The organism is Allobosea caraganae (assembly GCF_003351345.1).
In the GTDB taxonomy this organism is placed as follows: Bacteria; Pseudomonadota; Alphaproteobacteria; order Rhizobiales; family Beijerinckiaceae; genus Allobosea; species Allobosea caraganae.
Genome location: NZ_QQTO01000033.1, coordinates 393,175 through 412,313, shown reverse-complemented (window position 1 = coordinate 412,313; position 19,139 = coordinate 393,175). Strand labels below are relative to the sequence as shown.

Annotated in this window: 22 protein-coding genes; 9 read left to right on the top strand and 13 right to left on the bottom strand. The window is 67.5% G+C overall.

Translation table 11 applies throughout. The features are described 5' to 3' along the window. Positions 1-266: 266 nt before the first annotated feature. The 3 genes from gatA to DWF00_RS22820 all read right to left on the bottom strand — a co-directional run bounded on the left by gatA (position 267) and on the right by DWF00_RS22820 (position 3,050). A complete protein-coding gene (gatA, locus tag DWF00_RS22830) occupies positions 267-1,781 on the bottom strand; it encodes an Asp-tRNA(Asn)/Glu-tRNA(Gln) amidotransferase subunit GatA (protein WP_114831240.1) in 1,515 nt (504 codons plus the stop codon). Positions 1,782-1,865: 84 nt separating this feature from the next. Continuing rightward, positions 1,866-2,153: an Asp-tRNA(Asn)/Glu-tRNA(Gln) amidotransferase subunit GatC gene (gatC, locus tag DWF00_RS22825; protein WP_114831239.1), complete on the bottom strand. Its 288-nt coding sequence runs from the start codon at positions 2,151-2,153 to the stop codon at positions 1,866-1,868. 198 nt (positions 2,154-2,351) lie between these two features. Then, positions 2,352-3,050, bottom strand: coding sequence for a metal-dependent hydrolase (locus DWF00_RS22820; RefSeq protein ID WP_114831238.1), 699 nt, complete (start codon positions 3,048-3,050; stop codon positions 2,352-2,354). A 123-nt stretch (positions 3,051-3,173) separates the two neighbouring features. Between DWF00_RS22820 and ade the strand changes: the two genes are divergently transcribed. The 3 genes from ade to DWF00_RS22805 are packed head-to-tail and all read left to right on the top strand — an operon-like array spanning position 3,174 to position 5,512. Further along, positions 3,174-4,874 (top strand): adenine deaminase, encoded by a 1,701-nt coding sequence (ade, locus tag DWF00_RS22815; protein ID WP_114831237.1) that lies wholly within the window; start codon positions 3,174-3,176, stop codon positions 4,872-4,874. A 58-nt stretch (positions 4,875-4,932) separates the two neighbouring features. After that, entirely contained in the window at positions 4,933-5,211 is a 279-nt protein-coding gene (locus DWF00_RS22810; RefSeq protein WP_114831236.1) for a type II toxin-antitoxin system ParD family antitoxin, read from the top strand. After that, positions 5,174-5,512, top strand: a complete 339-nt coding sequence (locus DWF00_RS22805) for a type II toxin-antitoxin system RelE/ParE family toxin (protein WP_114831235.1) — start codon at positions 5,174-5,176, stop codon at positions 5,510-5,512. The genes DWF00_RS22810 and DWF00_RS22805 overlap by 38 nt, the downstream gene beginning before the upstream one ends. 1 nt (position 5,513) lies before the next feature. Here DWF00_RS22805 and DWF00_RS22800 read toward each other — a convergent pair whose 3' ends face one another. From DWF00_RS22800 to DWF00_RS22780, 5 genes are all read right to left on the bottom strand, one after another. Continuing rightward, positions 5,514-6,494, bottom strand: coding sequence for an Ldh family oxidoreductase (locus DWF00_RS22800; protein WP_114831234.1), 981 nt, complete (start codon positions 6,492-6,494; stop codon positions 5,514-5,516). Then, complete coding sequence (locus DWF00_RS22795; protein ID WP_114831233.1) at positions 6,491-7,420, bottom strand: hydroxyacid dehydrogenase; 930 nt, start codon at positions 7,418-7,420, stop codon at positions 6,491-6,493. The genes DWF00_RS22800 and DWF00_RS22795 overlap by 4 nt, the downstream gene beginning before the upstream one ends. 2 nt (positions 7,421-7,422) lie before the next feature. Further along, positions 7,423-8,478: a YeiH family protein gene (locus tag DWF00_RS22790; RefSeq protein WP_114831232.1), complete on the bottom strand. Its 1,056-nt coding sequence runs from the start codon at positions 8,476-8,478 to the stop codon at positions 7,423-7,425. Between the two features lie 93 nt (positions 8,479-8,571). Continuing rightward, a complete protein-coding gene (locus DWF00_RS22785) occupies positions 8,572-9,762 on the bottom strand; it encodes a UxaA family hydrolase (RefSeq protein ID WP_114831291.1) in 1,191 nt (396 codons plus the stop codon). Positions 9,763-10,072: 310 nt separating this feature from the next. After that, positions 10,073-10,360 (bottom strand): UxaA family hydrolase, encoded by a 288-nt coding sequence (locus DWF00_RS22780; RefSeq protein ID WP_114831231.1) that lies wholly within the window; start codon positions 10,358-10,360, stop codon positions 10,073-10,075. Between the two features lie 87 nt (positions 10,361-10,447). Between DWF00_RS22780 and DWF00_RS22775 the strand changes: the two genes are divergently transcribed. The 3 genes from DWF00_RS22775 to ruvX all read left to right on the top strand — a co-directional run bounded on the left by DWF00_RS22775 (position 10,448) and on the right by ruvX (position 12,824). Continuing rightward, on the top strand, positions 10,448-11,212 hold the full coding sequence (locus DWF00_RS22775) for a GntR family transcriptional regulator (RefSeq protein ID WP_245974206.1): 765 nt from the start codon (positions 10,448-10,450) through the stop codon (positions 11,210-11,212). A gap of 64 nt (positions 11,213-11,276) precedes the next feature. After that, positions 11,277-12,281 carry a tripartite tricarboxylate transporter substrate-binding protein gene (locus DWF00_RS22770; protein ID WP_245974204.1) on the top strand — a complete coding sequence of 335 codons (1,005 nt, stop codon included), beginning with the start codon at positions 11,277-11,279 and terminating at the stop codon, positions 12,279-12,281. A gap of 54 nt (positions 12,282-12,335) precedes the next feature. Next, positions 12,336-12,824 carry a Holliday junction resolvase RuvX gene (ruvX, locus tag DWF00_RS22765; protein WP_114831229.1) on the top strand — a complete coding sequence of 163 codons (489 nt, stop codon included), beginning with the start codon at positions 12,336-12,338 and terminating at the stop codon, positions 12,822-12,824. Between the two features lie 62 nt (positions 12,825-12,886). Here ruvX and DWF00_RS22760 read toward each other — a convergent pair whose 3' ends face one another. Further along, entirely contained in the window at positions 12,887-13,204 is a 318-nt protein-coding gene (locus tag DWF00_RS22760; RefSeq protein ID WP_114831228.1) for a hypothetical protein, read from the bottom strand. A 128-nt stretch (positions 13,205-13,332) separates the two neighbouring features. Further along, on the bottom strand, positions 13,333-13,764 hold the full coding sequence (locus DWF00_RS22755; protein WP_114831227.1) for a hypothetical protein: 432 nt from the start codon (positions 13,762-13,764) through the stop codon (positions 13,333-13,335). Positions 13,765-14,074: 310 nt separating this feature from the next. On the opposite strand from DWF00_RS22755, the gene DWF00_RS22750 reads away from it, so the two are divergent. From DWF00_RS22750 to DWF00_RS22740, 3 genes are all read left to right on the top strand, one after another. Continuing rightward, on the top strand, positions 14,075-14,998 hold the full coding sequence (locus DWF00_RS22750) for an AEC family transporter (RefSeq protein WP_114831226.1): 924 nt from the start codon (positions 14,075-14,077) through the stop codon (positions 14,996-14,998). A gap of 121 nt (positions 14,999-15,119) precedes the next feature. After that, complete coding sequence (locus DWF00_RS22745; RefSeq protein ID WP_114853076.1) at positions 15,120-15,416, top strand: hypothetical protein; 297 nt, start codon at positions 15,120-15,122, stop codon at positions 15,414-15,416. Between the two features lie 186 nt (positions 15,417-15,602). After that, on the top strand, positions 15,603-15,860 hold the full coding sequence (locus tag DWF00_RS22740; protein ID WP_181833311.1) for a hypothetical protein: 258 nt from the start codon (positions 15,603-15,605) through the stop codon (positions 15,858-15,860). A gap of 109 nt (positions 15,861-15,969) precedes the next feature. On the opposite strand, the gene dprA is transcribed toward DWF00_RS22740, so the two are convergent. From dprA to pyrC, 3 genes are read right to left on the bottom strand one after another with little or no spacing between them, the layout of a single operon-like run. Further along, positions 15,970-17,175: a DNA-processing protein DprA gene (gene dprA, locus DWF00_RS22735; protein WP_114831289.1), complete on the bottom strand. Its 1,206-nt coding sequence runs from the start codon at positions 17,173-17,175 to the stop codon at positions 15,970-15,972. Between the two features lie 15 nt (positions 17,176-17,190). Then, complete coding sequence (gene plsY / locus DWF00_RS22730) at positions 17,191-17,814, bottom strand: glycerol-3-phosphate 1-O-acyltransferase PlsY (RefSeq protein ID WP_114831223.1); 624 nt, start codon at positions 17,812-17,814, stop codon at positions 17,191-17,193. 32 nt (positions 17,815-17,846) lie between these two features. Further along, on the bottom strand, positions 17,847-19,139 hold the full coding sequence (pyrC, locus tag DWF00_RS22725; RefSeq protein ID WP_114831222.1) for a dihydroorotase: 1,293 nt from the start codon (positions 19,137-19,139) through the stop codon (positions 17,847-17,849).

Sequence of the window (19,139 nt, the reverse complement as noted above, 5' to 3'; positions counted from 1 at the left end):
CTCGGCGAAGCCGAGACGGATGAGGGGTCGCGCGACGACAGCAGCGTCGGTGCATGACATCCTCGGTTACTGGATAGGACAGCGCGACCCCTCATCCGCCCCTGCCGGGGCACCTTCTCCCGCAAGAGGGAGAAGGGAAGAGGCGCTGCGTCGGCGTGTAAGGGAAGTCTCCCTCCAATCTCAAACAAGAGAAAAGGGCCGCTGACGCGCCCTTCCCTCATCCGACCCGGCTTCGCCAGCCCACTTTCTCCCCCGAGGGAGAAAGGTTAGGCCCACCAGCGCTCCGGCACGGTGAAGCGGCCGGCGGCCTCCTCGATGACCTGGCCGATCGAGAACAGCGTCTCCTCGTCGAAGGGCCGGCCGATGAGCTGCAGGCCGAGCGGCAGCCCCTGCGAGTCGCGCCCGGCGGGCACGGCGAGGCCCGGCAGGCCGGCCATGTTCACCGTCACCGTGAAGATGTCGTTCAGGTACATCTCGACCGGATCGGCCGAGCCCTTCTCGCCGATGCCGAAGGCGGCTGACGGCGTCGCCGGCGTCAGCACGGCGTCGATACCGGCCGAGTAGACATCCTCAAAGTCGCGCTTGATCAAGGTGCGGACCTTCTGCGCCTTGAGGTAGTAGGCGTCGTAATAGCCGGCGGAGAGCACGTAGGTGCCGATCATGATGCGGCGCTTGACCTCGGCGCCAAAACCCTCGGCGCGGGTCTTCTCGTACATCTCGACGATGTCCTTGCCCGGCACGCGCAGACCGTAGCGGACGCCGTCATAGCGAGCGAGGTTGGACGAGGCCTCGGCCGGGGCGACGATGTAATAGGCCGGCAGGGCGTATTTCGTGTGCGGCAGCGAGATGTCGACGATCTCGGCACCAGCCGCCTTGAGCCAGGCGATGCCCTGCTGCCAGAGCGCCTCGATCTCGGGCGACATGCCGTCGAGACGATATTCCTTCGGGATGCCGATCTTCATGCCCTTGACCGAGCGGCCGACGGCCTTCTCGTAATCCGGCACGGGCATATCGACCGAGGTCGTGTCCTTGGGATCGTGGCCGGCCATGGAGCGCAGCATCACGGCGCAGTCGCGCACCGTCTTGCCGATCGGCCCGGCCTGGTCGAGCGAGGAGGCGAAGGCGACGATGCCCCAGCGCGAGCAGCGGCCATAGGTCGGCTTGATGCCGACCGTGCCGGTGAAGGCGGCCGGCTGGCGGATCGAGCCGCCGGTATCGGTCGCGGTCGCGGCGAGGCAGAGATCGGCGGCGACGGCCGAGGCCGAGCCGCCCGAAGAGCCGCCCGGCACGAGATAGCTGCCCTCGATCGAGCCGGCAGCCCCTGCCCCGACATTCGAGCCGCTACGGCGCCAGGGGTTGACGACGTTGCCGAAGGCGCTGGTCTCGTTCGACGAGCCCATGGCGAACTCGTCGTTGTTGAGCTTGCCGAGCATCACGGCGCCATCGCGCCAGAGCTGGCCCGACACCGTCGATTCATAGGCCGGCACGAAATTGCCGAGGATCTTCGAGCAGGCGGTGGTGCGCACGCCCTCGGTGGCGAAGAGGTCCTTGATGCCGAGCGGCAGGCCTTCGAGCGGGCCGGCCTCGCCCTTGGCGAGCTTGGCGTCCGAGGCCGCGGCCTGCTTCAGCGCATGCTCCGGCGTCTCCAGCACATAGGCGTTGAGCGCGCGCGCCTTCTCGACCGAGGCGATATGGGCCTGGGTCAGCTCGGTGGCGGAGAAGGTCTTGGCCTTGAGGCCGTCGCGGGCCTCGGTCAGCGTCAGGCGGGTGAGATCGGTCACGTTTGAATATCCGGTCGGCTGAATGGGAAGCGACCCCGGTCGTGCTTCGCGCGTCCGGGGTGGTCGAATGAGCGCTTCAAGCGCTCATTCGACCACCTTCGGCACCATGAAATAATCGTCTTCGGAGACGGGCGCGTTGGCGACGATGCGATCGGCGATCTCGCCGTCGTTCACGACGTCCGCGCGCTGCGCCATCGCCATCGGCGTGACCGAGGTCATCGGCTCGATACCGGTGACATCGACCTCGTCCAGCTGCTCGACGAAGCCGAGGATGGCGTTGAGCTCGCCTTGCAGCTTGGGCAGCTCGGACTCCGGCACGGCGATGCGCGCGAGATGCGCGACGCGCTTGACGGTGGCGAGATCGACCGACATGGCAGGCTCCTGGAAACTTTGGCGCCAAAGGCGCTGAAACTCACCAGCGCTATAAGGCGGCGGCTGTTTGCCCGCAACAATGCTGCGTCGTTAAACGAGGAAACGCGGGAGCCCTCTCTTGAGCTGCGCCTGCCCCCCGTCATTGCGAGCGTAGCGAAGCAATGACGGTGGAGGCTGCCCGCGCCTTGTCCGGTTACATCAGAGCGTAACCGCCTCGCCCTTCTTCGGCACCACGGCCTGGACATTGCTGTCCTTCAGCGCCGCGACGAAGGCATCGGCATTCTGGTCGATGATCGGGAAGGAGCCGTAATGGCAGGGGATCGCGACCTTCGGCTTGACGAAGCGGGTCATCGCCAGCGCGGCGACCTTGCCGCCCATGGTGAAGCGGTCGCCGATCGGGCAGATGCAGATCTCGACGCCGTGGATCTCGCTCAGCAGCGCCATGTCGCTGAAGATGTCGGTGTCGCCCATGTGCCAGAGCGTCTTCTCGCCCTGGGCCTTGATGATCGCGCCATTGGCTGAGCCGAGCGGGAAGCCGACGCCGGCCTCGACCAGCCCGGCCGAATGATCGGCCCGGACCAGCGTCACGGAGAAAGCGCCGAGATCGATGGTGCCGCCGGTGTTCATCGGCTCGAACGCCTTCAGGCCCTTCGAAGCCAGGTACATGCACAGGTCGAAATTGCTGACGACCGTCGCTCCGGTGGCTTCGGCGATCGAGAGCGTGTCGCCGATATGGTCGCCATGGCCGTGGGTGACGACGATGTGGCTGATGCCCTGCGAGATCTCGGCGACATTGCCCTCGAAGGCGGGGTTGCCGGTGAAGAACGGATCGATCAGCAGCGAGGCGCCGGCAAGATCGACGCGAAAGGCTGATTGGCCGTACCAGGTCAGTTTCATCTCAGGGTCTCCAGCGGCACGAGAATAGCGGCTTATCTAGGCCCGTTCGAGCGCGACACCAAGTCGACTTTGCCGGCGGGCGCGTGCAGGCTCGCCCTCACGATTCCACGCCGGGGTGACGCCATGACCGACGCTGCAACGCTGTCCCGCCGCATCGCCCAGGGCCGCGGCGACGAGCCGGCCGACCTCGTCATTCGCGGCGCGAAGCTGCTCGACCTCGTCACCGGGGCGCTGGTCGAAAGCGATATCGCGCTTTGCGGCGACACCATCGTCGGCACCTATGGACGCTACGAGGGCCGCGAAAGCTTCGATGCGACTGGCCTCATCGCCGTGCCAGGCTTCATCGACACGCATCTGCACGTCGAATCCTCGCTGGTGACGCCGCTCGAATTCGAGCGCTGCGTGTTGCCGCATGGCGTCACCACCGCGATCTGCGACCCGCACGAGATCGCCAACGTGCTCGGCAGCGAGGGCATCGAGTACTTCCTGCGCTGCGCCGAGGCGATGCGGATGGATTTGCGCGTGCAGCTCTCGAGCTGCGTGCCGGCGACGCATCTGGAGACGGCCGGCGCCGAGCTGACCGCGGCCGACCTCGTCAAGCTGATGAACCACCCCAAGGTCATCGGCCTCGCCGAGTTCATGAACTTCCCCGGCGTGCTGCATCGCGATCCCGGCTGCCTCGCCAAGCTGGAGGCCTTCTCGCATCGCCATATCGACGGCCACGCGCCGCTGGTGCGCGGCATGGACCTGAACGGCTACCTCTCAGCCGGCATCCGCACCGACCATGAGACCACGACTGCCGACGAAGCCCGCGAAAAGCTCGCCAAGGGCATGGCGATCCTGATCCGCGAAGGCTCCGTCTCGAAGGACCTGCATGCGCTGATCCCCCTGATCAGCCGCGACGCCTCGCCCCTCCTGGCCTTCTGCACCGATGATCGCAACCCGCTCGACATCGCCGAGGAAGGCCATCTCGACTACATGATCCGCACGGCGATCGCTGAAGGAGCGGACATTCTCGCGACCTATCGCATCGCGACGCTCTCGGCCGCGCGGAATTTCGGCCTGTTCGACCGCGGCTTCATCGGGCCGGGCAAGCGCGCCGATATCGTGCTGGTCGAGGATCTCGCCGCCTGCCGGGTGAGCCAAGTCTTTGCCGGCGGCAGGCTGGTCGAGGACGCGCTCTTCGCCGACCGCAAGCCGGTCTCAGCCGTCGGTCTCGGCAGCGTCAAGAGCCGGGCGCTGATGGAGGCCGATTTCAAGGCTTTGGCGCGCACTGGCGAGACGCCGGTGATCGGCGTCGTGCCGGGCCGGATCATCACCGAGCGCCTCGCCATGACCCTGCCCTCGAGCGATGGCGAGGCCCTGCCCGATCTGGCGCAGGACGCGGTCAAGGTCACGGTGATCGAGCGCCATGGCAGGAATGGCGGCAGCGCGACGGGCTTCGTCCACGGCTTTGGCATGAAGCATGGCGCCATCGCCTCCTCGGTCGGCCATGACAGCCACAACCTCTGCATCGTCGGCGTCGACGCGGCCTCGATGGCCGCGGCCGCGAACCGGCTGATCGAAATCGGCGGCGGCTTCGCCGTGGCCGATGGCGGCAAGGTCACGGCCGAGCTGGCGCTGCCGGTGGCCGGGCTGATGAGCGACCAGCCGTTCGAGACGGTGCGCCACGGTTTGGAAGGCTTGCGAGCGGCCGCAAAGGCGCTTGGCGTCGTGCTGGCCGAGCCGTTCCTGCAAGTCGCCTTCCTGACCCTGCCGGTGATCCCGCATTTGAAGATCACGGATAAGGGGCTGGTGGACGTGGATCGATTCGATTTTGTGTGAGGTCAGGTTGCCGCCAGAATGACTTTGTCATACTTTGTCTGGAAGTAGGAGGCACAGCATGACCCGAACAAGCCGGCCCATGACAGTGACGCTTGGCGAGATGCAGGCCAAGGTCGAAGCCCGCGTCGCTTCCGGCGATTACGCATCGGCCAGCGAAGTCCTTCGCGCCGGCCTGCGCGCGCTGGAACGCGAAGAGCGCGAGTTCGACGCCATTCTGAAGGCCAAGGTCGAGGAGGCTCTCGCCGATCCGCGGCCATCGATCCCTGCCGAGGAGGTTTTCGCAGAGCTTCGCGCGTTGCATGCGAGCCGTGTGGCGGCGAAACGTGAGAAGGTTTGAGGTCCACTTCTCACCAAGCGCCAGACAGGACCTCCGCGAAACCTATCTCTGGGTCGCAGAACACAGCAGCGAGGAGACCGCACTTCGCTTCGTCACGCGCACAGAGACCGTATGGGCCGGCCTCGCCCACTTTCCGAAACGTGGAACGCGCAGGGACGACCTGCTTCCGGGCATGCGGGTATTTGGCCTTGACCGCCGCGTGACCGTCGCGTTCCGCATCGACGGAAACCGAGTCACCATCCTGCGCGTGCTTTATGGCGGCAGAGATTTAGGCCAAGCGCTGGATAACGATGGTCGCTAACTCACGCAGAAATTAGGATTTCCTCCGCAACCTCAATCCCTTGTGCCTTGGCCTTCTCACGCAGATTCAGGCGCCTGACGCCCGGCAGGCGCGTGCCTTCCTGCTCCTCGATTGCGTGCGCCAGGAGTTTCATGCGCTCGGCGAACCAGTTGCCGCCCATGCCCGCGGGGTCGATCGCGAGGATGAGCTGGCCGGTATCGGGCGGGCCACCCTTGTCGTCGATGAAGGGGGAGGCCTGGAAGGCGAAATGGGTGCCGACCAGGGCGGCGGCGAGGATCTCGACCATCATCGCCAGCGTCGCGCCCTTGGCGTCGCCGAGCGGGACCATGGTGCCGGCGAGCGCGGCGGCGGCATCGGTGGTCGGCTTGCCGTCGACGTCGAGCGCCCAGCCCTCTGGGATGCTCTCGCCCTTCTGCCGAGCGGCGACGATCGGGCCGCGCGCGACCTTCGACAGCGCCATGTCGATCACGACCGGCTCGCGGCCGGCGAGCGGCGCGGCGAAGGCGATCGGATTGGTGCCGAAGACCGGCTTCGAGCCGCCCCAGGGCGCGATGGCAGCGGGCGTATTGGCGAAGAGCAGCGCGACCAGCCCCTGCTCCGCCAGGCGCTCGACATGCAGGCCGGCAGCGCCGCAATGGCTGGAGCGGCGGATCGGCGCGGCGACGATGCCCTGCTGGCGCGCGAGTTCGGGAAGCTCGCTCACGGCGAGGTCGATCGCCGGGTAGGCGAAGCCATGGGCGGCATCGATCGCCAACACGCCCGGCTTGGGCCGACGCGCGATCGGCACGGCCTGGCCATCGATCTTGCCGGCCTTCAGCATGGCGAGATAGGTCGGCACGCGCGACAGGCCGTGGCCCTTCAGGCCATCGGCCTCGGCCATGACCAGCGCCCAAGCGACGGAGGCGGCGTTGGCCGGCGAGGCGCCGGCCTGCGTGAAGAGTTCGGCGACCCTGGCCTCGGCCTGTTCCAGCGAAAGCTTCACAGCCGACCCTCCAGTGCCGCCATGACGCGCTCGGCGACGAGGCCGGAGACGCGGCCATTCGATTCGACGGTGTTGCCGGCGATATGTGGGGTCAGGATCAGGTTCGGCGTGCCGGCGAAGAGCTTGGCGCCGCCGCGCAGCGGCTCCTCGGCGAAGACGTCGAGCGCCGCGCCGCCAAGCTTGCCGCCCTTCAACGCCGCGACCAGCGCTACCTCGTCCATGACGCCGCCACGGGCGGCGTTGACCAGCACGGCATCCGATTTCATGCGGGCGAAGGCGTCCTTGCCGATCAGGCCCTTGGTCTCGGGCGTCAGCGGCAGGTGGATGCTGATGACGTCGGAGGTTGCCAGCAGCGCGTCGAGCTCGAGCCGCTCGGTATTCTGCCAGACCGGATCATCGGCCGCGACATAGGGATCATAGGCGGCGATGGTCATGCCGAGCAGCCTTGCATGCTGCGCGGTGTCGCGGGCGATGGCGCCGAAGCCGACGAGCCCGAGCCGCTTGCCGGCGATCTCGCGGCCGATCAACTGGGTCTTGGGAAACTCGCCGGCCAGCATCGCCGCATTGGCGAAATAGGCGCCGCGCAGGAGCGTCATGGCGGTGCCGATGACGTATTCGACCACCGAGAGGCTGTTGGCACCAGTCGCCGGGAAGACCTTGATCTCGCGGGCGGCACAAGCGGCCATGTCGATATTGTCGAGCCCGACGCCGAGCCGGCCGACGACCTTCAGCTTCTTGGCCGAGTCGAGCATCGCGCCGCGCACCTGCGTCTGGTTGCGCACGATCAGGGCTGGGACGCCGGCGACCAGCTTCGCCAGCTCGGCCGACTTGTCGAAGAGGTCGGGATCGTGATGGACCTTATAGCGCGCCTTCAGCGCCTCCACCGCGGCCTCGTCCATGAATTCGGTGATGACGATGTCGGTCATACTCAGCCTAACGCGAGGAGGCCGCCGGTGACGACCACGAGGATCACGAGAGAGGTTCCGGTCACCAGCGCGAGATGGCGCCAGCCGAGCCGGGCCATCGCGGCGATGGAGGTGCCCAGGCCCAGCGCCGCGATGGCGATCAGCAGACCCCAGCGCGAGGCTTCGAGCAAGCCCGCGCGGATCGGCGGATAGATGCCCGCCAGCGCCGGCTGCATCGCCAGCACGCTGTTGAGCAGGCACAAGGCCAGGAAGACGATGGCGAAGACCGGCACCGGCACCTTGGCATGCCCGCCGACCTTGCCGGCGCCGTCGCGCGCCAGCCACCAGCCGACGATCAGCACGGCCGGCAGCAGCATGAAGACGCGGAAGAGCTTGACGATGACTGCGGCGTTGGCCGCCTCGTCCGAGACCGACTGGCCGGCGCCCACCACTTGCGCGACGTCGTGGATGGTGGCGCCGAGCATGATGCCGGTCTGCTGGGCGTTGAGGCCGAGCCAGACGCAGATCAGCGGGTAGCCCAGCATCGCCAGCGTCGAGAGCGCGTTCATGGCGATGACGGTGAAGGCGACGTCGGCCGATTTGCCCTTGTAGTCGGGCACGACCGTCGCCGTCGCCAGCGCGGCCGAGGCGCCGCAAACGGCGGTGGCGACGCCGGCAAGCGCGCCGGTGCCGCTCTCGCGGCCGAGCCAGCGCGCCAGCAGGAAGCCGGAAACGACCGTGAGCGCCATGCCGGCGACGACGAGCAGCGCAGTCGAGAGGCCGAGCGCGATGATGTCGCCGAGCGCGATGCGCAGGCCGAGCAGCGCGATCGCCCAGCGCAGCAGCTTCTTGACGCAGAAACTCATGCCCGGGACGAAGCGCGGCGCATTGGCAAGCGGGTGCAGGAGCATGCCGAGCACCAGCGCGATCACCACCGAGGGGATGCCGATCTGCGATCCCAGCAGCGTCTTCAGCGCCGGCTCGGCATAGTCGGAGGCGATGGCGACGACGACCGACAGCACGATGCCGTCGACGAGCGGGCGCCAGGCGCTGAGCGGGGAAGAGGTCGCGGCGGTCAAGAACGCGCTCCGGGCTCGTTCATTCAGGAATCGAAGGCGGCAGGAATCGAAGGCAGGGCGGCCCGGCGGGCCGCCCTGCCCGTTAGCGGGTCGTCAGGCCGAGCGATAGAGCTTGGTCATCGAGAATTCGCGGTGACCAAGTGTCTCGGCGGCGGTGAGGCGGCCATTGGCGGTGCGCACGATGTTCTGGATCAGCGCGTCGCCGGCCTGCGGGATGGTGAGGTCGCGGCGCAGGATGCCGGAGACGTCGACGTCGATATGCTCCGGCATGGTCCGCATCGTCTTCGGGTTGCCGGTGATCTTGATCACGGGGACGATCGGGTTGCCGATGACGTTGCCCTGTCCGGTCGGGAAGGTGTGGACGACATAGCCGCCGGCCGCCATCAGGGTCACGCATTCGGCCGCGGCCGAGGAGGTGTCCATGTAGTACAAGCCCGGCCCGCTCGCCGGGGTCTGCGCCGGCTCGAGGATGTCGATGAACTTGCACTCGCGGCCGATCTTCTCGAGGTTGCCGAGCGCCTTTTCCTCGATCGTGGTCAGGCCGCCGGCGATGTTGCCCTTGGTCGGCTGCGAATCCGAGAGGTCGTCGGTCTTGTGCGCCTCGATGACGTCGTCCTGATAGGCCTTCCACATCTTGTACCAGCGCTCGCCGATTTCGGGCGCCGCCGCGCGCGCCTTGCAGAGATGCTCGGCGCCGGTGATCTCGGAGGTCTCGCCGAAGACGCCGTAGACGCCGCGCGGGATCCATTTGTCGTACATGTTGCCGACGGTCGGGCAGGAGGACAGGCCGGTCGTGGTGTCCGACTCACCGCATTTGGTCGAGACCCAGAGCTCCTCGATGCCGCATTTCTCACGCTGCAGCTCGGTCGACCACTGCACGAACTCCTTGGCGACATAGGACGCCTTGGCGATGGTGGCGATGTCGCCATGGCCTTCGATGCCGAAGCCGACCACCGGCTTGCCGGTCTTGGCAATGCCGTCGACGACGATCTTGGTCCAGCCATCCTCGATGCCGATGACGATGACGGCCGCGACGTTCGGGTTGGCGCCGGTGCCGATCAAGGTGCGGAAGTGGATCTCGAGATCCTCGCCGAACTGCAGGCGGCCATAGGCGTGCGGAATCGCCAGCGTGCCCTTGATGTTGTTGGCGACGGCCTCGCAGGCGGCGTTGGAGAGATCGTCGAGCGGCAGCAGCAGCACGTGGTTGCGCACGCCGACGCGGCCGTTCTCTCGGCGCCAGCCGTGGAAGGAATCGAGGCTGCGGCCGGTGGGACGCCTGACCATCGGGGCCTTGAACTCGGGCGCCTCGATCTTGCGGCCCTTGATGCGGCCGAGCTTGCCCTTCACGAGGTCGAAATTGGCGACGATCGACATGGCGTTTCCTCTCTTCTTATCGGGTGGCTCGACCGATCAGGGAGCCGATGGTGTCTGGCATTAGGCGGGGAACCACCGCGTCATCCCGGCCGCAGCGAAGCGGAGCGCCGGGATCCATCGTAAAGCTCCGGAGCCCTACGATGGATCCCGGAGCGGCGCGGCTTCGCCGCTTGTCCGGGATGACGGTGTGCTTCCTTGCGAACTCATGGGAAAAACCTGCTCACCAGCGCTTGGTCTTGGCGTTGTGGACGTGCAGGTGCTCGCCCTGCCTGATGTCGGCGACGGCCTTGCCGATGTCCTGGCCGTATTTCCAGATCGTATCGCCCGACTTGATGTCCTTGAGCGCGACCTTGTGGCCGATCGGGATGTCCATCTTGGCGGTCAGGCGGAAATCGGAATTATCGTGCGTGACGACGCCCAGCATGTCGGTCCCGGCCTTGAGGCCCTCGACGACGACGACGCCGACCGTGTCCTTCTTTTCGTGCACCAAGAGATGGGGCTTGCTCATGGATGGCCTCCTTCGGTCCTCGCGGCAGGAATGCAGCGCCTCTCGACGGGGCTCGACCTGCGCCTCGCCAAGTCTTATATAAGACACATGAGTGTGCACAAGCTCGAAAACGCGGGACGAGGCGGCGACGCCGGCATGGCCGAGCCGCTCGGCTTCCGGCCGCTCTACCGGCAAGTGAAGGCGATCTTCGTGCGCCGGCTGGTCGACGGCGTCTGGGCGCCGGGCGAAGGCCTGCCGAGCGAAGGGCAGCTCGCGGCCGAGATCGGCGTCAGCCAGGGCACGGTGCGCAAGGCGCTGGACGAGCTCGCGGCCGAGAATCTGGTCGTGCGCAGGCAGGGCCGCGGCACCTTCGTCGCCGAGCATGACGAGCGCCGCATCCTGTTCCAATTCTTCAAGCTGGTGCCGGACAATGGCGAGCGCCGCTTTCCGGATAGCACGGTGCTAAGCGCCGAGACCGGCCTCGCCGATGCCGCCGAGCAGGCGGCGCTCGACCTCACGGCCAAGGACAGGGTCATCCGCGTCCGGCGGCTGCGCTCCTTCGAGACCGTGCCGCTGATCGTCGAGACGCTCAGCCTGCCGCAACGGCTCTTCCCCGGGTTGGAGGCCGGCCCGATCCCGAACAACCTCTACAGCCTCTACGCGGCGCGCTATGGCATTACCATCGCCCATGCCCGCGAGCGCCTGAAGGCTGTCGCACTCAATGCGGACGATGCCGGCCTGCTCGGCGTCGCCGCCGGCTCGCCCGCGCTCCAGATCGACCGGCTCGCGCTGGCGCTCGACGGCATGCCGGTCGAGCGCCGCCTCAGCCTTTGCCTGACGGAGGAGGCTCACTACCTGTCGGATCTACGCTAGCTCCGAAACGGAGCTGCGCTCATAAAAGCCGCCGCAGAGCGGTTCATCACAACCGGAGGAACGAATGATCGCCAAGATGCTCACGCATGAGACGACCAGACGCGTTGCGCTTGCCGGCTTGCTGGCGGTGGGGCTCGCGGGCCCGGCCATGGCGCAGAACTTTCCCGCGAAGCCGCTGACCCTGATCGTGCCCTTCGCCGCCGGCGGGCCGAGCGACGTGATCGCCCGGCTGCTCGCCGACCATATCGGCCGCACGCTGAGCCAGCAGGTCGTGGTCGAGAACGTCGCCGGGGCCGGCGGCACGGCCGGCGCCAAGCGCCTCGCCTCGGCCGATGCCGATGGCTACACGCTGCTGATCCACCATCTTGCTCTCGCCGCAGCGCCCTCGCTCTACAGCAATCTCGGCTATGACACGCTGACGGCCTTCGCGCCGGTCGGGCTGGTCAATACCGGGCCGATGGTGGTGGCGGGCAAGCTGGCGCTGCCGCCGGTCGACGGCAAGGCGTTCTTCCCCTTCGCCAAGGCGCAGGCCGACAAGCTGACCATCGCCCATGCCGGCGTCGGCTCGAACTCGCATCTCTGCGCCGTGCTGATGTCGCAGGCCCTCAGTGCCAAGTTCGCGCAGGTCGCCTATCGCGGCACCGGCCCGGCCATGAACGACCTCGTCTCCGGCCAGGTCGACATCCTCTGCGACCAGTCGACCACCGCCGTGCCGCAGGTCCAGGGCGACAAGATCCGCGCCTATGCGGTGACCTCGACCGGGCGGCTCGACGTGCTGCCGAACACGCCGACGGCGCGCGAGATCGGCACCGATCTCGAAATGACGATCTGGCACGGGCTCTATGCACCCAAAGGCACGCCGGGGCCGGTGCTGGACAAGCTCAACGGGGCACTCAAGGCGGCATTGAAAGACCCGACGGTGCTCGACCGCTTCAAGGCCGTCGGCACCAACGCCTTTCCCGAGGCCGAATGGACCCGCGACGCCCACGCCAAGCGCTTCGGCGACGAGGTGGCAAAATGGGCCGTTTCGCTCAAGGCCGCCGGCGTGACGTTGCAGAGCGCGAACTGAACCCCTGATGCCGCACCGCTCGCATCAGCGGGCGGTGCGTGCTACTCGCGCCGCATGTCAGCCAATCTGGTGCCGCTCGAAGCCTTCCTTGACCTGCCCGACCATGCACGGCTGCTGGGGCTCGACCTCGGCACCAAGACGATCGGGCTCGCCCTCTCCGATGTCGAACGCCAGATCGCGACGCCGCTGGAGACGATCAAGCGGGTCAAGTTCGGGCTCGATGCCGCCGCGCTCCTGAAGATCACGCAGAAGCATGCGGTCGCCGGGCTGGTCATCGGGCTGCCGCTCAACATGGACGGTTCGGAGGGGCCGCGCGTGCAGTCGACCCGCGCCTTCATCCGCAACCTCGCCCCCCTCACCGCCCTGCCGATCGCCTTCTGGGACGAGCGGCTCTCGACCATGGCCGTGACCCGGACCCTGCTCGACGCCGACGCCTCGCGGGCCAAGCGCGCCGCCGTCGTGGACAAGATGGCCGCCGCCTACATCCTCCAGGGCGCGCTCGACCGGCTGATGCGGATGCCTGCCGCCGATCCCGAAAGCTGACATGGAAACGCCGCCGCGGATCGCTCCGCAGCGGCGTAAATTCCGATCCGGCGCAGCCTCGGCTACGGAATCACGTAGCCGCGCTTGATCGCCTTCTTCTGCGCGTCGCGGTGGTTCTTCACGGCCTGCTTCTGGTCATCCAGGCTCATGCCCGCCATCGGGTTGCGTTGCTGGCGTTGGCCACGATCGAAGCGATCGCCGCGGTCAAAGCTGCCGCGCCGGTCAAAGCCGTCCTGGCGCTCGTTACGGCGCTCGTAGCGGTCGCCGCGATTGCTATACGGATCGCGGCCATAATACTGGGCCGAAGCCTGTCCCGACCACAGCACGCCGGACGCAACCAGCCCCAGCCCGGCCAGAACGGCCTTGCGAACAAAACCCATCGAATTCCCCCCAAGATGCAAAAGCCATCGGTGCGGCAGGTCTACGCCGCAACCTGCTACCGGACTGCTACCGGGAACGCCGGATCTATCGATCCGGCGCTCGATTTCGGTCCAGCTACATTATGCGCTCAGCGATAGCTGCCGCCGGCGGGATCGCGGATATTGTCCGGGATGTAGCCATAGCCGTAGCGCGGAGCGTAGTAGCGGGCGCGCGGCGCGTAGACGACCGGCGGCTCGGCATAGACCGGTGCATAGCCATAGCCGGGCTCGTCGTAGTAGCCGTCATTGTAGTACGGATCGGCATAGGCCCGGCGATTGGCCGCGATCGCAGCCGCGCCGAGAACGCCCAAGCCGACGCCCGCGGCAATTGCCGCGCCGCGATTGCCGCCGCGATGCCAGCCACGGCGGTAATACTGGCTGTAATCGGCCGGCGCCTTGTCGAGGCGGCTGGCGTCGAAGCCGACCTTGCGCTGCTCGGCGAAGGCCGGCGTCACGAGTGCGGCCGAGCCGATGGCGGTGGCCGTCAGAACCGCGATGGCGGCTGTCTTGAACGAAGCCATGTCTGATCTCCTATGGTCCTCAGGTTCGAGGCCCCCTCTTCACGCGAAGCGGAATGCGCTTCGCTTGAAAGAGCCTCGGCCAGAACTTGAGCGCAGCATCGGGCCGATCGGTTGAATGCGGCCTGAACCAATCGCGGCGGGATTGCGGCGGGCGCAGGCCCGTGCCGATTGGAAGCGCTTGTTCAGTGCTCGCCGCCATGAGAGGTGTGGCCACCTTTCGACGCCGGCTCCATCTTTCCCAACCCCCACTCCCCTGGATTGTTCCCCACCCTGCCCCAGCGGCAGCAATCCGCGCCCGCCAGATCCCCGCATGACTCCCATCATCAACAGCCTGATCGCCATCTTCCTCGTGCTCGCGACCGGCTGGGCGCTGAAGGCCCGCGGCTTCGTCTCGCCGGGGCATTGGTCCGGGGTGGAGCGCCTGACCTACCAGGTGCTGTTTCCGGCCGTGGTGATCCACACGCTGGCGACCGCGGACCTGAGCAAGCTGCCGGTGCTGGCGATGGGGCTCGCCCTGGTCTGCGCCATCCTGATCGTCTCCGGCGGCCTCCTGGCGACGCGGGTGCTGCTGGAGCGCGGCGGCATCAAGGGACCGGCCTTCACCTCGATCCTGCAGGGCTCGGTGCGCTGGAACACCTTCGTCGCCCTGGCGCTGGCGGCCGGCCTGCACGGCCGCGAGGGCGCGGCGCTGATGGCGATCGCGGTCGCGGCGATGATCCCGCTGCTCAACGTGCTCTGCGTCATGGTATTGGCGCGCTATGCCGGCGGCAGGCCGATGAGCACGAGCGAGACGATCCGCTCGATCGCGGTCAACCCCTTCATCTGGTCGTCGGCGGTCGGCCTCGCGCTCAACCAGGTGCAGTGGATGCTGCCGGCCGCGCTGACGAGCTATGTCGACATCCTCGGCCGCGCCTCGCTTGGCGTCGGCCTGCTCGTCGTCGGCGCCGGGCTCGACCTGCACCGGCTGCGGCAGCCCAACTTCGCCCATGGGCTCGCCATCTTGCTCAAGCTCGTGGTGATGCCGGTGCTGGCCTGGGCGCTGGCGCGGCAGTTCGGTATCTCCGGCCCGGCGCTGACCATCACGGTGATCGCCGCCGCGGTGCCGACGGCGACGGCCGCCTATTTCCTGGCGCGCGACATGGGCGGCGACGCGCCCCTCATGGCCGAGATCACCACGATGCAGACCCTGCTCGCACTCGCCACCCTGCCCGTTGCGGTGCTGCTGCTCGGATAATCCGGTTGCGCCCGGAATATCATGCACGCAAAGATTGCGTTACGCATCGTTATCGGCAATTGTCTGGAAACGACACTGCCGCAGGCGGGCCATTCGCGCTCGTTGCGAGGGGCCTATCGTCATGAACCCGCGAAACCAGAAACCGGCTCAAGCGGCCGAAACCATCAATGAAAACAATGCCATGCCATCGGATCCGCAGATACCGAATCCGGCACGGCGCACGCTGACCGAGATGAGCCCGGCAGAGCGGAATCGATTTCAACTCCAGGTTGCCGAATATACCGAGAGCATCTGCGCCGACCTGCGGGCGATGGCCCAAGCGGCCGAGCTGGACGGACTCGCCTACTTCATCGACATGGCGCGGCTCGAGGCATCGGTCCAGGTGGAGAGCCGCCAGGCCCGCGCCGAATCGGGCTAGAGCAGCGCACCGAAAAGTGGAATCCGGTTTCGGAACAATCCGATGCTAGATCAAATTGCCAGGTCGCCGATTCTGCGTCCGAAAGGACGCCGGCGATCTTGGCCCGCGGCACATACCATTCCTTAAACCAAAAGTTGCATCATTGGCCACATACAGCCAGTGAGGTATGCGATGCCGCCCGAAAGCATGAGCGACGCCGTTCGCGTCCAGAGCGAGACCGGGTCCTTCGGCACGCCGCCGAGGCCAGCCAATGATCCGCTGGGCTGCCACGCGACGCAGCCGCACGCGCAATGGCTGCGCTCGGAGGCCGCCGGTCATATCGAACAGCTGCTCGGCGAGCTCGGCAGCATGGCCCGGGCAGCCGAGCTGCGGCACCTGTTCTATCTGCTCGACATGGCCCGGCAGGAAGCAGGCACCCAGGCGCAGCGCTGGCAGCGCGGCTAGATCGCCGTGCGTCCTACCGGACGCAAAGTGGCGATCTAGGCTTTTGTTATTGCATCGGATTGTTCCGAAAACCGGATTCCACTTTTCGGTCCGATGCTCTAGCCTGAGGTCAAACCGCGCGGGTCAGCGCACCGCCGGGATGGCGCAGGACGGTGCCGTCGAGTTCGAGCTCGACAAGTGCGCGGCTCACCTCCCGCACTGGGCACCCGCTGGCGCGAACCAGATCGTCGATCGAGACGGGGGCCGAGCCGAGCAGGCCCAGCAGGCTGATGCGGATATCGCGCGGGCCGGCCTCGGGCCGCGTCGCGGGCTCGGCCCAGGTCGCTGCGGTGGCGAGCGCCGCCAGCGGCGCCGACGCGATCTCGGGCAGATCGAGCTCGTCCCAGAGCGATTCGGGCGCCTCAGAGCCGCCATCCTCGCGCATCAGCGTCAACTCCGATGGGAACGGTGCCTCAAGGCTCAGCAACGGCGTCAGCGCCTCGATGACATGGGCAGCCTCGGCGCAGAGCGTCGCGCCTTCGCGGATCAGGTGATTGCCGCCCTCGGCGCGCGGATCGAGCGGCGAGCCCGGCACGGCGAAGACCTGCCTGCCCTGCTCGTTGGCGAAGCGCGCCGTGATCAGCGAGCCCGACTTGCGGGCGGCCTCGACCACCACCGTGCCGAGCGACAGCCCCGAGACCAGCCGATTGCGGCGCGGGAAGTCGCGCCCGCGCGGCGCCCAGCCGAGCGGCATCTCGCTGACCGCCGCGCCGGTGCCTTGCAGGCGCTCGAACAGCCCGAGATTCTGCGGTGGATAGACCTCGTCGAGCCCGCCGGCCAGCACCGCGACCGTGCCGGTTTCCAGGCTGGCAGTGTGCGCCGCCGTATCGATGCCGCGGGCCAGCCCGGAGACCACGACGAAGCCGGCCTCGCCAAGCTCCTGCGCCAGCCTGGCCGTGAACTTCATCCCGGCGGCCGAGGCGTTGCGCGAGCCGACCAGCGCCACGCAGGGACGCAGGAGCGTCGCCCCCTCGCCCAATACGGCAAGCAGCGGCGGCGCTGAGTCGATCGCCTGCAACGGTATGGGGTAGTCGGGCTCGCCCAGGGCGATGAAACGCGCGCCGAGCCGGCGCATCGCCTCGAATTCACGCTCGGCCTCGGCGATGGTGCAGATACGGATTCTGCGTCCGCTCTCCCGCGCCAGATCGGGCAAGGCATCGAGCGCAGCCGCGGCACTGCCAAAGCGGTTGGTCAGGGCGCGGAAAGTGCGCGGGCCGATGCTCTCACTGCGGATGAGGCGCAGCCAATCGAGGCGCTGGCGATCGGTGAGCGCGATGCCAGCCATTCCGCCTCAGCCCTTCTGGCCGATCTTGCCCTCGCTGCCGGCGAGCAGGCGCTTGATGTTCTCACGGTGCATGAACCAGAGCAGCAGGGTCAGCACACCCATCAGCAGCGCCGCCATATGCAGCCCCGCCCAGAACCAGAGCAGCAGCGGCGTCAGCAGGCTGGCGACGAACGCCGAAAGCGAGGAATACCGGGTGAGATAGGCGGTGCTGAGCCAAAGCGCGGCGAAGACCAGCGCGATCGAGAGCTTCACGCCGATCAGGATGCCGAGATAGGTCGCGACGCCCTTGCCGCCTCTGAAGTTCAGCCAGACCGGGAAGAGATGGCCGAGGAAGGCACCGAGCCCCGCAACCAGCCCCGCCTCGCGCGAGCCGAAGAGGTAGGTTGCGAGAACGACCGCGACCGTGCCCTTCAGCATGTCGCCGAGCAGGGTCAGCGCCGCCAGCTTCTTGTTGCCGGTGCGGAGCACATTGGTCGCGCCGATATTGCCCGAGCCGATGCTGCGCAGGTCGGGTCCGCCGGAGAGCCGCGTCAGCACGATGCCGAAGGGGATCGAGCCCAGCAGGTAGCCGATGACCAGGGCCGCCAGAATCACGGGCCAGGACAGGCCCAGGTTCACCAATTCCGGCATGCCGCTCCCCGCTCCGCCGCCACGTTCCTAGCCTAGACCGGCTCGGCCTCGTAGACCACTGCGCCTGCGACCAGCGTCGCCTGGACGATGCCCTGCAGGCGCGCCTCGTCGAAGGGCGAGTTCTTGGCGCGCGACTTGAGCTTGCGCTTGTCGACGACATAGGGCGCATCGGGATCGAGCAGGATCAGGTCGGCGGGCGCGCCGACTGCCAGCTTGCCGCAGCGCAGCCCGAGCAGTTCGGCCGGCCGCGACGACAGCGCCGCCAGCAGGGCCGGCAATTCGATCTGACCGGCATGGAGCAGCCGGAGCGAGGCTGAGAGCATGGTCTCGATGCCGAGCGCGCCGTTGGCGGCCTCGCTGAAGGGCTGGCGCTTGGTCTCGACGTCCTGCGGGTCATGATCGGAGACGATCACGTCGATCACGCCCTCGGCCAAAGCCTCAACCATGGCGAGGCGCTCGTCCTCATGGCGCAGCGGCGGCGAGACCTTGCAGAAGGTGCGGTAGTCGCCGACGTCGTTCTCGTTCAGAGTCAGGTTGTTGATCGAGACGCCGCAGGTGATGCGGACGCCCTCGGCCTTGGCCCGGCGCACCAGCTCGACCGATTCGGCACAGGAGATCATCGCGGCGTGGTAGCGCGCGCCGGTCGCCCTTGCGAGGCGGATGTCGCGCTCCAGCATCATCGTCTCGGCCTCGACCGGAATGCCCGGCAGGCCCTTGCGGCTGGCGAATTCGCCCTCGTTCATCACGCCATCGCCGCGCAGGTCGGGGTCCTCGACGTGGTTGATCAGCAGCGCGTCGAAATCGCGCGCGTAGATCATGGCGCGGCGCATCACCTGCGGGTTCTTCACGGCCTTGGCGCCGTCGGTGAAGGCGACGGCGCCGGCCTCGAGCAGCAGGCCGAACTCGGTGATCTCCTTGCCGGCGATGCCCTTGGTCAGGGCCGCCGCCGGCAGGACGTTGACGATCGCCTTGTCGCGGGCGCGGCGCTTGATGAAGTCGATGATGGCCGGATCGTCGATCGGCGGGTCGGTATCCGGCCGGCAGACGATGGTGGTGACGCCACCGGCCGCGGCGGCCTGCGAGCCGGTGCCGAGCGTCTCGCGGAACTCGGCGCCGGGTTCGCCGAGATAGGCGCGCAGGTCGACGAGGCCGGGCGCGACCACGAGGCCGCCGGCATCGAGCCGCTTCACGCCCTCGCCCGTCGCCGGGGCCTCGCCCCAGACCACGTCGGCGATGACTCCGCCGCGCAGCAGGAGCGCGCCACGCTGCTGCCGGCCCGAAGCCGGGTCGACCAGCAGGGCGTTGACGATCGCAAGCTCGCGCAT